Origin of the sequence: Streptomyces sp. Ag82_O1-12 (genome assembly GCF_900182715.1) — a bacterium.
In the GTDB taxonomy this organism is placed as follows: Bacteria; Actinomycetota; Actinomycetes; order Streptomycetales; family Streptomycetaceae; genus Streptomyces; species Streptomyces massasporeus.
The window spans coordinates 6,675,688-6,689,932 of sequence record NZ_FXUW01000001.1 but is presented as its reverse complement, the minus strand read 5'-3'; the positions used below and the strand labels follow the sequence as shown (position 1 = coordinate 6,689,932).

Genomic DNA, 14,245 nt, shown 5'->3' with positions numbered 1-14,245 from the left:
GAACCGTCCCGGACCAAACGATCGGCGCCGTCCGGGCGTCGAAGAAGCGTCAGCAGAATCGACCCCCGGGGGATGCCCGCATGCGCACACGACGATCCGTACGACGCCCCGCCCCGGCCCTGGCCGCGCTCCTGCTGGCCGCCGCCCTCGCGCTCACGGGGTGCAGCGCCGGGGACGACGCCTCGGGCGGCAGCAGCTCCGCCGCCGACCACGGGGCGGACGACAAGGCCGTCTCGGGCAAGGGCCCCGGCGGCACCGGCAGCGGCGCCAAGGCCACGGCGCCGCCGAAGCTCGCCGCGAGCCACATCATCCGCACGGCCTCCCTGACCGTGCGGGTCAAGGACGTCCCGAAGGCCCTGGAGCAGGCCCGCACCGGCACCGAGAACGCCGGCGGCTACATCGGCGACGAGACCACCACCCGGGACGCCGAGGGCCATGAGCGCACCCGCGTCGTGCTGCGCGTGCCCGTCGAGAAGTACGACGAGGTCCTCACCGGACTGGAAGGCACCGGCAAGCTCCTCGACCGCAGCGCGAAGGCCGAGGACGTCACCGACCAGGTCGTGGACGTGGAAAGCCGCATCACCACGCAGCGCGCCAGCGTGGCCCGGATCCGCGAGCTGATGGACCGGGCCACGAAGCTCAGCGACGTGGTGACCCTGGAGGGCGAGCTGAGCACCCGCCAGGCCGACCTGGAGTCGTTGCTCGCCCGGCAGAAGTCCCTGAAGGACCGGACCAGCCTGGCCACCATCACCCTGTCGCTGTCCGAGACCCCGGTGAAGAAGGCGGCCGAGGACGACGACCCGGGCTTCGTGGACGCGCTCGCGGGCGGCTGGAGCGCCTTCGTGACGATGCTGCGCTGGCTCGCCGTCGCCTTCGGCGCGGTCCTGCCGTTCGCGGCGGTGGCCGCACTGATCGTCCTGCTGTGGCTGCGCGTCGTACGCCCTCGCCTGCCGCGCCGCCCCGCTCCCGCGCCCTCGGCGACCGCGCTGGGCCCGCTGCCGACGGCCCGCCCCGCCCCGGAGGCCACGCAGCCGCGTGCTCCGGGCGAGCGGGACTGAAATGCCCTGCTCCCGTAGCGTGTTCGCATGAACATGAGCCGTGCACGGGAGCGACTGGTCGTCATCGGCGGCGACGCCGCGGGCATGTCCGCGGCGTCTCAAGCCCGCCGCTTGAAGGGCCCCGACGAGCTGGAGATCGTGGCGTTCGAACGGGGCCACTTCACGTCGTACTCGGCGTGCGGCATCCCCTACTGGGTCGGCGGCGACGTCAGCGAACGGGACCGGCTCATCGCCCGCACCCCCGAGGAGCACCGTGCCCGGGACATCGACCTGCGGCTGCGCACCGAGGTCACGGAACTCGACCCCGACGGGCAGCGGGTACGCGCGCGTGACCTGGAGTCCGGCGAGGAGTTTTGGACGTCGTACGACCGACTCGTGATCGCGACCGGCGCCCGGCCGATCCGGCCGGACATGCCCGGGGTCGACGCGGCCGGGGTGCACGGCGTGCAGACGCTGGACGACGGGCAGGCACTCCTCGACACGCTGGAGGGCACACGGGGCCGCCGCGCGGTGGTCGTCGGGGCCGGTTACATCGGCGTGGAGATGGCCGAGGCGCTGATCAAGCGCGGCTACGAGGTGACGGTCGTCAACCGGGGCAGCGAGCCCATGTCGACCCTCGACCCCGACATGGGCCGCCTGGTGCACGACGCCATGGAGGGCCTGGGCGTCACCATGGTGAACGACGCCGAGGTCACGAAGATCCTGACCGGCGAGGACGGAAAGGTGCGGGCGGTGGTCACGCAGGACCGCGAGTTCCCGGCGGACGTCGTCGTGCTCGGCATCGGCGTCCGCCCCGAGACGACCCTCGCGAAGGCCGCCGGCCTCCCCCTCGGCCCGCACGGCGGTCTCCTCACGGACCGCTCGATGCGGGTGCGCGGCCACGAGGACATCTGGGCCGGCGGCGACTGCGTCGAGGTCCTCGACCTGGTCTCGGGCCAGGAGCGGCACATCCCGCTCGGCACCCACGCCAACAAGCACGGCCAGGTCATCGGCACCAACGTCGGCGGCGGCTACGCGACCTTCCCCGGCGTGGTCGGCACGGCGGTCAGCAAAGTCTGCGACCTGGAGATCGCCCGCACGGGCCTGCGGGAGAAGGACGCCCACCGGGTGGGCCTGCGCTTCGAGGCGGTCACCATCGAGTCGACCAGCCGTGCGGGCTACTACCCGAACCCCTCCCCCATGACGGTCAAGATGCTCGCCGAGCACCGCACGGGCCGCCTCCTCGGCGTCCAGATCGTCGGCCGGGAGGGCGCGGGCAAACGCGTCGACGTCGCGGCGGTCGCCCTCACGGCAGGTATGACGGTGGAACAGATGACGGCCCTGGACCTCGGCTACGCCCCACCGTTCTCCCCGGTCTGGGACCCGGTCCTGGTGGCGGCCCGCAAGGCGGCGGCGAAGGTGCGCGGGTCCATGTGAGAGGCGGTCTCGTGCCCTCAGGGGCGCGGGACCGTATCAATGTGCGGCTCCGCCGCGTGGGCGCGGCAAGCCACCCCGCACCCGCAGCCGCCGACGCACCCGCACCCGCACCCGCCCCCCCTACGGCGAAACGGCCTACGCCGTCCCCGCCGTACCGGTGATCCGATCGATCGCCTGCCGCGCCTGCTCCGCCGGCGGCCGCGACGGCAACGACGACACCGACGCCGGCGCAGCCGTCACCGCCGGCGGCTGCTCCCCCGCCGGCTTCGCGTGCGACGCCACCCGGGTCGACCGCAACCGGTGGCTCACCGCCTCCTCCAGCGTCACGGGCCGCCGCAGCTGCGTGGCCAGCCGACCCGCCTCCTGACCCAGGCGGGCCACGTCCTCCCAGGGCAGCCGCACCACCAGCGTCAGCTCCGCCTCACCGTCGGGCAGCGCGTGCATCGCGGGAGTAACTCGGTCGTTCATCGCCTGTTCCTCACGTCGGCCCCGCGACCCGCCTTCCCCGCGCCGCGGGCGGTTGCCGACACATACGCACGCCCGTGCGGCCGCGTTCACCGAACCGGCCGATCGGAGCCTCGCGTCAGCGCGCGGTCTGCGTGTGCACGTGCTCCACGAGCCGCGTCAGCGCGTCCGGGTCCGTGGACGGCATGACGCCGTGGCCGAGGTTGAAGATGTGGCCCTCAAGGTCCTTCGCCGAGTCCAGGACCTCGAGGGTCTTGGCCTCGACGGCCTCCGTCGAGGCGAACAGCACGGTCGGGTCGAGGTTGCCCTGGAGCGCCTTGCCGGGGCCGACGCGGCGGGCGGCCTCGTCCATCGGGACGCGCCAGTCGACGCCGACGACGTCCGCGCCGGCCTCGCCCATGAGACCCAGCAGCTCGCCGGTGCCGACACCGAAGTGGATGCGCGGCACGCCGTACCCGGCTACGGCCTCGAAGACCTTCGCCGACGCCGGCAGCACCGAACGCCGGTAGTCGACGGGGGCCAGCGCACCGGCCCAGGAGTCGAACAGCTGGACCGCCGAGGCGCCCGCCTCGATCTGCACCTTGAGGAACGCGGCGGTGATGTCCGCGAGGCGGTCGAGCAGGTCGGCCCACAGCTCGGGGTCGCCGTACATCATGGCCTTGGCGTTCTCGTACGTGCGCGACGGACCGCCCTCGACCAGGTAGCTGGCGAGGGTGAAGGGCGCCCCGGCGAAGCCGATGAGGGGCGTGGCGCCGAGCTCGCGGGTGAGCAGGCCGATGGCCTCGGTGACGTAGGAGACGTCCTCGGGGGTGAGGTCGCGCAGCTGCGCGAGGTCCTCGCGGGTGCGGATCGGGCGCTCGACGACCGGGCCGACGCCGGGCTTGATGTCGAGGTCGATGCCGATGGCCTTGAGCGGGACGACGATGTCGCTGAAGTAGATCGCCGCGTCCACGCCGTGCCGGCGCACCGGCTGGAGCGTGATCTCGGTGACCAGTTCCGGACGCATGCAGGACTCGAGCATCGGGATGCCCTCGCGCACCTTGCGGTACTCCGGCAGTGAGCGCCCGGCCTGCCGCATGAACCACACCGGCGTGTGCGGCACGGGCTCGCGCCGGCAGGCCTTGAGGAAGGCGGAGTCGTGCGGGGCGGACGGCTGCTGGACCCGGGGGGCGTCGTTGGCACTCACGGGCCAAGTTTCGCACGCCGCCGGACGGCACTATTCAGCCCCTGGAGAGGTGCGGGGTGTCTAGCCCGGCACCCGGGCCCCGGTCCCCGTAACCTTCCCGCATGGCTGCGGCTCAGGGACGACTGTCGGACGGCGCTGGCGGAATGGACGAAGCGAAGGACACCGGGAACGACCGGCGGGAGGCGGACTCCGCCCCGCCGGCCTTCCGGGCCGCTGTCGACGCGCTCAAGGCGGCGCGGCTTCGGCCCCAGATCGAGGTCGAGCCGACGCCCCCGCCGCGGCGGCTCGCTCCTCACAGCTACGCGCTGGAGGCCGCGGTCGTCGACGGCGACCAGGACCTGGCCGACGGCCGGCTGGTGCTGCTGCACGACCCGGCCGGGCACGACGCCTGGCGGGGCACCTTCCGGCTGGTGACGCTGGTGCGCGCGGAGCTGGAGCCGGAGATGGCGGCGGACCCGCTGCTGCCGGAGGTGTGCTGGTCCTGGCTGACCGGTGCGCTCCAGGCGCGCGGGCTGACGTACGGGGAGCCGAGCGGCACCGTCACACGCGCGAGCTCCCACTACTTCGGCGGGCTGTCCGCGCGCCCGGCCGCCTCGCAGATCGAGATCCGTGCGTCGTGGACGCCGCGCGAGGGTCTGGGCGGAGCCCCGGACGCGGCCGCGCATCTGGCGGCCTGGTGCGATCTGCTGGCCCAGATCGCGGGGCTGCCCCCGGCCGTCCCCGGGGACGCGTCCATCGTGACCCTCCCCCAGCGGCGAGGACCGCAGTCCCGCTGACCGATCCCTCTGTTCGGGCTCTGAACGGCCTCTGATCGACCCCCGACCGCCCCGCACTGATCGACCTTGTGCGGGGCGGTCAACCATGTCCGGTCGACGATCACACCTGAGTACCCCTCTTGGCCGAATCACTTTGTCGATACGGCCACTTTCGACCGCGTACCGACGCAGACCGAAACCGTCCGGCCTTCGAATGATCGACCGCGTGTCCGAATTGCACGGATTGTTATCACCGAATCGTGATCATTCTCTAAAGGCGGACGGGTTCGGTGCCGAAGACGACTGTGACCTTGAAAGCACGGTTCGTCCCGGCTTCACCCCCACGAGCCGGCCCCGCCCGCACCCCAGGAGGCCTGGTGTCCGTTCTCCTCGAGCAGCCCGCAAGCCTGGTCGCCTACCGCCCGAACAAGCCGACCGCCATGGTGGTCGTGGCCGACCCGCGCGTCCGCTCCACCGTCACCCGCCATCTGTGGGCGCTCGGTGTGCGCGACGTGATCGAGGCCTCGTCCATCGCGGAGGCTCGTCCCCGCATCGGCAACCCCCGCGACATCTGTGTCGCCGACGTCCACCTGCCGGACGGCTCCGGCCTCACCCTGCTGTCGGAGACCCGCGCCGCGGGCTGGCCCAACGGGCTCGCCCTCTCCGCCGCCGACGACATCGGCGCCGTGCGCAACGCACTCGCCGGCGGAGTGAAGGGTTACGTCGTCACCGGCACCCGTACCAACGTCGGACTCCCCACCCGGCCGGGCGCCGCCCCCATCGGCGCCGCCGCCGCGCGACTGCACCGCCGCCCCCCGGGTTCCCCGAGCCACCCGGGCGGCTACCGCGAACTGTCCGGCCGCGAGGTCGAGGTGCTGCGGCTGGTCGCGGAAGGCCAGTCGAACAAGGCGATCGGCGTCTCGATGGGCCTGTCCGCCCTGACCGTCAAGAGCCACCTCGCCCGCATCGCCCGCAAGCTCGGCACGGGCGACCGTGCCGGCATGGTCGCGGTGGCGCTGCGGACCGGGATCATCCACTGACCCGATCCGCCGTGACCCTTCGTGATCATTCATTCACGTGAACGGGGTCGGCCGTCGACCCCGTTCACATCACTCACGGTTCGTGAACCCGCCGCTTCCCCGACATGACTGGTTTGCGACCCTCGGGCGCCCGTCGACGGAACGTTCCGTCGGCGGGCGCTGTCCATACATGGATACCCTTGACAGGTGACCGACGCCCACGACACCGCAGCAGACAGCTCACTGCGCACCACCGGAGGCGGCCCTCCGGACGACGGCGGATCTTCTGCTACGGAGGCGCCGATCCCTTTGCTGGAGCCGCGTGAGGGCATTCCGCCCGTCATCGCGGACGAGACCGCCCTGGCCCGGGTGATCGCCGCCTTCGAGGCGGGGTCCGGGCCCGTGGCCGTCGACGCCGAGCGCGCGTCCGGCTACCGCTACGGGCAGCGCGCCTACCTCGTGCAGCTGCGCCGCGAGGGCGCCGGAACGGCCCTCATCGACCCCGTGGCCTGCCCCGACCTGTCCGCCCTCGGAGACGCCCTGTCCGGCGTCGAGTGGGTGCTGCACGCCGCCACCCAGGACCTGCCCTGCCTGCGCGAGATAGGCATGGTGCCGACGCGGCTGTTCGACACGGAGCTGGCCGGGCGGCTCGCCGGGTTCCCCCGGGTCGGCCTCGGCGCGATGGTCGAGAGCGTGCTGGGCTTCGTCCTGGAGAAGGGGCACTCCGCCGTCGACTGGTCGACCCGGCCGCTGCCCGAGCCCTGGCTGCGCTACGCGGCGCTGGACGTCGAGCTGCTCGTCGACCTGCGCGACGCGCTGGAGAAGGAACTGGACCGGCAGGGCAAGCTGGACTGGGCCCGCCAGGAGTTCGACGCGATCGCCTCCGCTCCGCCGCCCGAGCCCCGCAAGGACCCGTGGCGGCGTACGTCCGGCATGCACAAGGTGCGCCGGCGGCGGCAGCTGGCCGTCGTACGGGAGCTGTGGCAGACCCGGGACCGGATCGCGCAGCGCCGGGACGTGTCGCCGGGCAAGGTGCTCGGGGACGCGGCCATCGTGGAGGCCGCGCTGGCGCTTCCGGCCACTGTGCACGCGCTGGCCGCGCTGAACGGTTTCGGCCACCGTGTGAGCAAGCGGCAGCTGGAGCAGTGGCAGGCGGCGGTGGACCGGGCGAAGGGGCTGAGCGAGGCGCAGCTGCCGCAGCCCGGCCAGCCGGTGACCGGGCCCCCGCCGCCGCGCGCCTGGGCCGACAAGGACCCCGTGGCCGCGGCGCGGTTGTCCGCGGCCCGGGCCGGGGTGTCGGCGCTGGCCGAGCGGCTGAGCATGCCGCAGGAGAATCTGATCACGCCGGACACCGTGCGGCGGGTGTGCTGGGAGCCGCCGGCGGTGGTGGACGCGGAGTCCGTCGCGGCGGCGCTGGCCGGTCACGGGGCGCGGTCGTGGCAGGTGGAGCAGGTGACACCCGTGCTCGTGGAGGCGCTGTCCGTCAAGGAGGCATAGCCGCCGTAGGGCTTCGTGTCGTACGGCGGCTGCGGGTGTCTCGTGGTGGTTCGCGCCCACGCGGCGGAGCCGCACATCGATACAGCCCCGCGCCCCTGGAAGAGGGGCGTCTATTTCGTGGCTCCTCGCGTGAAACCGTTGTAGATGAACCGCTGGAGGAACAGGAAGACGGCCAGGGTGGGGACGATCACCAGGATCGCCCCTGCCGAGATCGTCTCCCAGTGGGCGCCGAACGGTCCCTTGAAGCGGAACAGCGACGTCGAGATCACGCCAAGATCTTCGGAGGGCATGTAGAGGAAGGGGATGTAGAAGTCGTTGTAGACGGTGATCCCCTTCACGATCACGACCGTCGCGATCGCCGGTTTCAGCAGCGGGAAGATGACCTTGCGGTAGACCGTGAAGGCGTTGGCGCCGTCGATGCGGGCCGACTCGTCCAGGGAGACCGGGATCGAGCGGACGAACTGCAGGAAAATGTAGATCGAGACGATGTCCGTGCCCATGTAGAGGGCGATCGGTGCCCAGAGGCTGTCGAACATGCCGAAGCTGTTGACGATCTGGAAGGTGGCCACCTGGGTGGTCACGCCGGGGACCAGCGCGGCGACCAGGAACAGGGCCAGTACTGACGTGCGGAAGCGGAACCGGAAGCGGTCGATGGCGTAGGCCGTCATCGAACCGATGAGGACCGTGCCGCCGATGGCGACGACCAGGATGATCGCGGTGTTGGCGAACGCCGAGAGCATCCGGCCGTCCTGGAACGCCGTCACGTAGTTGTCGAAGTTGAACGGGTCGCCGGGCAGCGCGAGCGCTCCGCTGCCTGCCGCCATCTCCTTCTCGGTCTTGAGCGAGGTCAGGAACACAGCGGCCAGCGGGAGCAGGACCACCGCGGTCGCGGCGATCAGCGACAGGTACACGAGGACGCGGGTCACCGCGCGGCGCGTCATACGAGGTCCACCTTGTCGTCGGGGGCGAGGCGGCGCTGCACCCAGGTCACCGCCAGGACGATCAGCAGCAGCACGATCGCGGCCGCCGAGGCGAGTCCCGTCTTGTTGAACTGGAACGCCAGCTTCACGGTCTGGATGACGAACGTCTCGGTGCCGGTCGCGCCGCCGGTCATGATGTACGGGATCTCGAAGACCGACAGGGAGCCCGAGATCGACAGGATCACGGTGAGGGACAGGACCGGCTTGATGCCCGGCGCGATGATGTGGCGGAACTGGTGCCAGCGGTTCGCGCCGTCCAGTTCGGCCGCCTCGTACAGCTCCCCGGGGATCGACTGGATCGCGCCGAGGAAGAGGACGAAGTTCAGGCCCAGGTAGCGCCAGACGGAGACGGCGGCCAGGGAGGTGTTCGCCGACGTCGGGGTGCCCAGCCAGGCGCGGTCCGTCTGCACACCGAGCAGGCTCAGCACGGAGTCGAGGGTGCCGCCGTCCTGGAAGAAGTAGAGGAAGACGAACCCGATCGCCACGCCGTTGATCAGGTACGGGAAGAACAGCACGCCCTTGAAGAAGTTCCGGAAGCGGACGTTGAAGCTGAGGATCGTGGCGAAGTAGAGCGCGGCCACGATCTGGATCACCGACGCCGCCAGGTAGTAGCCGCTGACCCAGAAGACCTCGAACAGCTCCGGGCGCGTGAAGAGTTCGGCGTAGTTCTCGGTGCCCGTCCAGCGCAGCTCGGGGCTCACCCCGTCCCAGTCGGTGAAGCTGTACGCGACCATGTTGGCGATCGGCGCGTAGGTGAAGACGATCAGGAGGGCCAGCGGGGCGAGCAGGAAGAGCCAGGGGGTGGCCCCGCGCCACAGGCGTGCCGGGCGCGGGGCGGGTGCCGGGGCCGGGGAGGCCGTGCCGGTGGCTGCCTTGACGGCCGCCGTCTCGGTCGTGCCCGTCATCAGTACCCCAGCGACTTCTGGGTCTCGGTCCACTTCTCGCCGAGGCCGTCCAGGAAGTCGTCCGGGTCGCCCTTCCTGGCGCCGCGGGCCATGTCGACGAGTTCCTTGCGGTAGTCCGGCTTGTTGATGCCAACCTCGGACTGGTTCTCGAGGGTCTTCAGCTCGGCGCCCTTGCTGTCGTCGAGGTCGAGGAGCTTGACGCCCGCCTCCTCGTACGGCTTCAGCATGTCGGGCAGCGGGGCGTCCTTGAGCGGGGACAGCGCCAGGTTGTCCCGCGCGTAGCCGGACTTGTCGGTGAACCAGTCGATCCAGGCGCGTGCGGCTCCCTTGTGCGAGGAGTGGATGTTGACGGCCTGGTTGTAGTCGGGCGACGTCACCGCGCAGAACGTGCCGTCCTTCTGGGCGGGGAAGGGCATGAACCCGATGTCGTCCGGGTCGGTGCCGGCCTGCTTCGCCGCGCCCTGCATCTGGATGACCGCCCAGGAGCCGAGCCACATGGTGGCGATCTCGCCCTTGGCCAGCCGGGGTTTGGACGCCTCCCAGTTGGTGGTCGTCGGGTCCTTCTCGACGAGCCCCTCGTGCACGATGTCGTACAGCAGACCGTCCGCCACCCGCAGTTCGCCGCCCTCGGCCCAGGGGTTGCCCTCGGCCCACCGGGTGGTGGCCTGCTCGTCGCAGCTGACCGAGCCCCTGACCCCCGTCCACTGGCTGAGCGGCCAGCCGTCCTTGAAGTTGGTGTAGTAGGGGACCGCGTCGGTCTTCGACTTGACCGCCTTGAGGCCGGCGAGGAACTCGTCCGGTGTCGTGGGCCAGTCGGTGACCCCCGCCTGACTCCACACCTTCTTGTTGTAGATGAACCCCGGGACAGCGCCGAGCGGGCTCTGGCCGTAGACCTTGCCGCCGACGGCCGTGTAGTCGGTGAAGCGGTACTTCTCGCTCCGCTCCTCCTTGCTGCCCAGGGAGGCGAAGAACTTCGGGTAGTCCTTCTTCTCGATCACCGCGGGGATCATGAGGACGTCGCCGTAGTTCTCCGTGTTCATACGGATCTTGACTTCGCCCTCGTAGTCGGTGATGCCGTCGAACTCGACCTTCACCTTCGGGTACGTCTTGTTGAACTCGGCGGCGTACTTCTTCATCGTCCCGTCCTGCACGAGGTCGGTCCGGTGGGTGAGGACGGTGATGGTCCCGTCGACCTTGGAGGGATCGTCGGGCGCCTCGGCGTCGGTGCCCTTCGAGGAGCCTCCGGTGCCGGTGCAGCCGGACGCCAGCAGGGCTGCGCCCACGGCCAGGGCGAGGAGGGTACGGCGGTTCATGTGCATCAGCTCCGTTCGCGGAGGGGAACTCGGGACGGACGAGCACGTGCGGTATGGCTGGTTCGGAACTCTGGCAGCGCGCACTCAACCGGTAAAGTCCCAATCCCGCCAACGATGCGAAACCGTCACTCGACTCTTCACTGGACCGGTTAAGGGAGTGCGCATGCTGGAGGCGACACCGCTCGGCGACGGATGGATCCTGCGCCACGACTCGGACACGCTCCCGGCCACCGTGCCGGGGTGCGTGCACACCGACCTGATGGCCGCCGGGGTGATCCCGGACCCGTTCCTCGGCCTGGGCGAGAGGGAGGTGGCGTGGGTGGGGCGCCGGGACTGGACGTACGAGCGGCAGATCGGCGGCTCGTGGGGGCAGGAGCAGACCGACCTGGTCTTCGACGGGCTCGACACCGTCGCCGAGATCTCCCTGGACGGGCGGCTGCTGGGGACGGTGCGCAACATGCACCGCTCGTACCGGTTCGACGTGACGGGCCTGTCCGGGCGGCTGTCCGTGCGGTTCGTCTCCGCCTACGCGGAGGCCGAGGCGGTGCGGGGCCGGGTGGGCGAACGGCCCGCCGCCTACACCGAGCCCTACCAGTACCTGCGCAAGATGGCCTGCTCCTTCGGCTGGGACTGGGGGCCGACCCTGGTGACGGCCGGGATCTGGCGACCGGTGCGCCTGGAACACTGGTCGACGGCCCGGATCGCCCGGGTGCGCCCGCTGGTCACCGTCGAGGACGGCACGGGCGTCGTCGAGCTGGCCGTCGACGTCGAGCGGACCCGGGTCGAGGCACCGCTCGCCGTGGAGGCGACCGTCGCGGGGGTGCGGGCGCGGGCGGAGATCGAGGGGGCGGGTGGAACCGTACGGCTGCGGGTGCCGGACGCGCGGCTGTGGTGGCCGCGTGGGTACGGTGAACAGCCGCTGTACGACGTCGAGTTGAAGCTTCTGCACGGCGAGGACGCGCTGGACGTGTGGCGGCGGCGGATCGGCTTCCGGACGGTGGAGCTGGATCGGCGGCCCGATGCGCACGGCACCGGTTTCACCCTCGTCGTCAACGGCGAGCGGCTCTTCGCCCGGGGCGTCAACTGGATCCCCGACGACGTCTTCCCGTCCCGGATCACCCGCGAGCGCTACCGGGAGCGGCTGGAGCAGGCAGCCGGCGCGGGCGTCGATCTCGTCCGGATCTGGGGCGGCGGGATCTACGAGAGCGAGGACTTCTACGACGCCTGCGACGCACTCGGCCTGCTGGTCTGGCAGGACTTCCCGTTCGCGTGCGCGGCCTACCCGGAGGAGCAGCCGCTGCGCGGCGAGGTGGAGGCCGAGGCGCGGGAGAACGTCGTACGGCTGATGCCGCACCCGTCGCTCGTGCTGTGGAACGGCAACAACGAGAACCTGTGGGGCTTCCGGGACTGGGAGTGGGAGCCGCGGCTGGCCGGGGACTCCTGGGGCGAGGGCTACTACCTGGGCGTACTGCCTCGTGTGGTGGCCGAGTTGGACCCGACCCGGCCGTACACCGCGGGCAGCCCTTGGTCCGGTTCCTGGGACCACCACCCGAACGACCCGGCGCACGGCACCCACCACTCCTGGGAGGTGTGGAACCGGCAGGACTACGCGGACTACCGGATGAGCGTGCCGCGCTTCGTCGCCGAGTTCGGCTGGCAGGCACCGCCCGCGTACAGCACGCTGCGCCGGGCGCTGCCCGGGGAGGAGCTCGCGCCGGACTCCCCCGGCATGCTGCACCACCAGAAGGCGGACGACGGCAACGGCAAGCTGGAGCGGGGACTCGAGCGGCACTTCGCCGTGCCGGACGGGGACTTCGACCGCTGGCACTACCTGACGCAGCTCAACCAGGCGCGGGCGGTCGCGGCCGGGATCGAGCACTGGCGCTCCCACTGGCCGGTGTGCGCGGGCACGATCGTCTGGCAGCTCAACGACTGCTGGCCGGTGACCTCCTGGGCGGCGATCGACGGGGACGGCCGGGAGAAGCCGCTGTACCACGAGCTGCGGCGGCTGTACGCGGACCGGCTGCTGACGCTCCGGGAGCGGGACGGCCGGCTGGTGCTGGCCGCCGTGAACCAGGCGGCCGGGGACTGGACGGGGGCGCTGACCCTGCGACGGATGTCCGTCGAGGGCGAGGTGCTGGGGCAGGCGGAGGTGGCGCTGACGGCCGGGGCACGCAGCGTGGCCCGGGTGGACGTGCCGCGCGAGCTGACGCCCCTCGGGCCGAAGGAGTACCTGGTCGCGGACGCGGACGCCGGCGCTGACGCGGAGGGGCTGCGGGCGCTGTATTTCCCCGTGCCCGACCGCGAAGTCCCCTATCCGGCCCCACGGTTCGAGGTCGCGCTCGCTCCGGGCGGGATCACGGTGAGAGCCCGCACCCTGGTCCGGGACCTGCTGCTCCAGGCCGACCGGCTGGAGCCGGGGGCGCGGGCCGACCGGGGGCTGGTCACACTGCTGCCGGGCGAAGAGGTGACCATCGGGGTGCGCGGCTGGAAGACTCCGGACGCGGAGACCGCTCGTTCGGCCCTGTACTGCGTGGAGCCCACCCGATGACGGCAACGCCGACCCCTCGCGTCACCATCAAGGACGTCGCCGCGCGCGCCGGCGTGTCCAAGGGGGCCGTGTCCCTCGCCTTCAACCACAAGCCCGGGCTGTCGGAGGCCACCCGGGACCGGATCTTCCTCGCGGCGCGGGAGCTGGGCTGGTCACCGAGCCTCACGGCGCGGACGCTGGCCGGATCGCGGGTGGACGTGGTCGGTCTCGCCGTGTGCCGGCCGGCGCGGGTCCTCGGCCTCGAGCCCTGGTACATGGAGTTCGTCTCCGGCGTGGAGAGCGTGCTGGCCGAACATTCCAGCTCGCTGCTCCTGCGGCTCGTACGGAACATGGACGAGGAGGTCGGCGTCCAGGAGGCGTGGTGGCGGGGGCGGCAGATCGGCGGGTCGATCCTCGTCGACTTCCGCGCGGACGATCCGCGGGGCGCCATGACGGAGCGGCTCGGGATGCCGGTGGTCGCCGTCGGGCATCCCTCGCTGACCGGGGGGCTCACCTCGGTGTGGACGGACGACGCCACGGCCGTGAGGGAGGCGGTGCGGTATCTGGCCGCGCTCGGGCACCGGCGGATCGCCCGGGTCGGCGGGGCGGCGGACCTCGGGCACACGGCGATCCGGACGGCGGCGTTCGACGAGGCGGCGGGGGCGCTGGCGCTGGCCGGGGCGTGGCAGGTGGCGACGGACTTCTCGGGGGACGCGGGGGCGCGGGCGACCCGGTCGCTGCTGACCGCGGCACCGGCCGACCGGCCGACCGCGATCGTGTACGACAACGACATCATGGCGGTGGCGGGGTTGTCGGTGGCGGCGGAGATGGGCCTTCGAGTGCCGGAGGACGTGTCGCTGCTGGCCTGGGACGACTCGCAGCTGTGCCGGCTGACGCATCCGACGCTGTCGGCGATGAGTCATGACGTGCACGGGTTCGGGGCGGAGGTGGCCCGGACGTTGTTCTCGGTGATCACGGGGGGTGAGGCCGGATCGCATCCGGTGCCCACTCCCGTGCTGACGCCGCGGGGGTCCACGGCACCTCCGAAGGTGTGACCTTCACCGCTCCCCCCGCCAGGACTGTGCAGCTACGTTACTCATAAGTAGCATGGGCCTGAGCGC

Annotated in this window: 12 protein-coding genes; 7 read left to right on the top strand and 5 right to left on the bottom strand. The window is 71.6% G+C overall.

The genetic code is table 11. The annotated features are described in order from the left end of the window. Nucleotides 1–80 precede the first annotated feature (80 nt). The gene (locus tag QOL88_RS30550) at nucleotides 81–1,058 is read left to right on the top strand and encodes a DUF4349 domain-containing protein (RefSeq protein WP_097221498.1); all 978 of its coding nucleotides are present in this window, start codon (nucleotides 81–83) and stop codon (nucleotides 1,056–1,058) included. A 27-nt stretch (nucleotides 1,059–1,085) separates the two neighbouring features. Continuing rightward, entirely contained in the window at nucleotides 1,086–2,474 is a 1,389-nt protein-coding gene (locus QOL88_RS30545) for an FAD-dependent oxidoreductase (protein WP_097221497.1), read from the top strand. Nucleotides 2,475–2,609: 135 nt separating this feature from the next. Here QOL88_RS30545 and QOL88_RS30540 read toward each other — a convergent pair whose 3' ends face one another. Then, on the bottom strand, nucleotides 2,610–2,942 hold the full coding sequence (locus tag QOL88_RS30540; RefSeq protein WP_097221496.1) for a hypothetical protein: 333 nt from the start codon (nucleotides 2,940–2,942) through the stop codon (nucleotides 2,610–2,612). A 115-nt stretch (nucleotides 2,943–3,057) separates the two neighbouring features. Beyond that, nucleotides 3,058–4,125, bottom strand: a complete 1,068-nt coding sequence (gene hemE, locus QOL88_RS30535; RefSeq protein WP_097221495.1) for a uroporphyrinogen decarboxylase — start codon at nucleotides 4,123–4,125, stop codon at nucleotides 3,058–3,060. 101 nt (nucleotides 4,126–4,226) lie between these two features. On the opposite strand from hemE, the gene QOL88_RS30530 reads away from it, so the two are divergent. From QOL88_RS30530 to QOL88_RS30520, 3 genes are all read left to right on the top strand, one after another. Continuing rightward, nucleotides 4,227–4,901 (top strand): DUF3000 domain-containing protein, encoded by a 675-nt coding sequence (locus tag QOL88_RS30530; protein WP_097221494.1) that lies wholly within the window; start codon nucleotides 4,227–4,229, stop codon nucleotides 4,899–4,901. Between the two features lie 356 nt (nucleotides 4,902–5,257). Next, nucleotides 5,258–5,920 carry a response regulator transcription factor gene (locus QOL88_RS30525; RefSeq protein WP_097221493.1) on the top strand — a complete coding sequence of 221 codons (663 nt, stop codon included), beginning with the start codon at nucleotides 5,258–5,260 and terminating at the stop codon, nucleotides 5,918–5,920. A gap of 186 nt (nucleotides 5,921–6,106) precedes the next feature. Continuing rightward, complete coding sequence (locus QOL88_RS30520) at nucleotides 6,107–7,396, top strand: ribonuclease D (RefSeq protein ID WP_097221492.1); 1,290 nt, start codon at nucleotides 6,107–6,109, stop codon at nucleotides 7,394–7,396. A 110-nt stretch (nucleotides 7,397–7,506) separates the two neighbouring features. Here the strand turns inward: QOL88_RS30520 and QOL88_RS30515 are convergent, their stop codons facing one another. From QOL88_RS30515 to QOL88_RS30505, 3 genes are read right to left on the bottom strand one after another with little or no spacing between them, the layout of a single operon-like run. Then, on the bottom strand, nucleotides 7,507–8,337 hold the full coding sequence (locus QOL88_RS30515) for a carbohydrate ABC transporter permease (RefSeq protein ID WP_097221491.1): 831 nt from the start codon (nucleotides 8,335–8,337) through the stop codon (nucleotides 7,507–7,509). Further along, nucleotides 8,334–9,281, bottom strand: a complete 948-nt coding sequence (locus QOL88_RS30510) for a carbohydrate ABC transporter permease (protein WP_097221490.1) — start codon at nucleotides 9,279–9,281, stop codon at nucleotides 8,334–8,336. Before QOL88_RS30510 ends, QOL88_RS30515 begins: the two co-directional genes overlap by 4 nt. After that, nucleotides 9,281–10,594, bottom strand: a complete 1,314-nt coding sequence (locus tag QOL88_RS30505) for an ABC transporter substrate-binding protein (RefSeq protein ID WP_097223247.1) — start codon at nucleotides 10,592–10,594, stop codon at nucleotides 9,281–9,283. Before QOL88_RS30505 ends, QOL88_RS30510 begins: the two co-directional genes overlap by 1 nt. A gap of 163 nt (nucleotides 10,595–10,757) precedes the next feature. Here QOL88_RS30505 and QOL88_RS30500 point away from each other — a divergent pair, with 163 nt between their 5' ends. Further along, nucleotides 10,758–13,145, top strand: coding sequence for a glycoside hydrolase family 2 protein (locus QOL88_RS30500; protein ID WP_097221489.1), 2,388 nt, complete (start codon nucleotides 10,758–10,760; stop codon nucleotides 13,143–13,145). Beyond that, nucleotides 13,142–14,179, top strand: a complete 1,038-nt coding sequence (locus tag QOL88_RS30495; RefSeq protein ID WP_097221488.1) for a LacI family DNA-binding transcriptional regulator — start codon at nucleotides 13,142–13,144, stop codon at nucleotides 14,177–14,179. Before QOL88_RS30500 ends, QOL88_RS30495 begins: the two co-directional genes overlap by 4 nt. Nucleotides 14,180–14,245 lie beyond the last annotated feature (66 nt).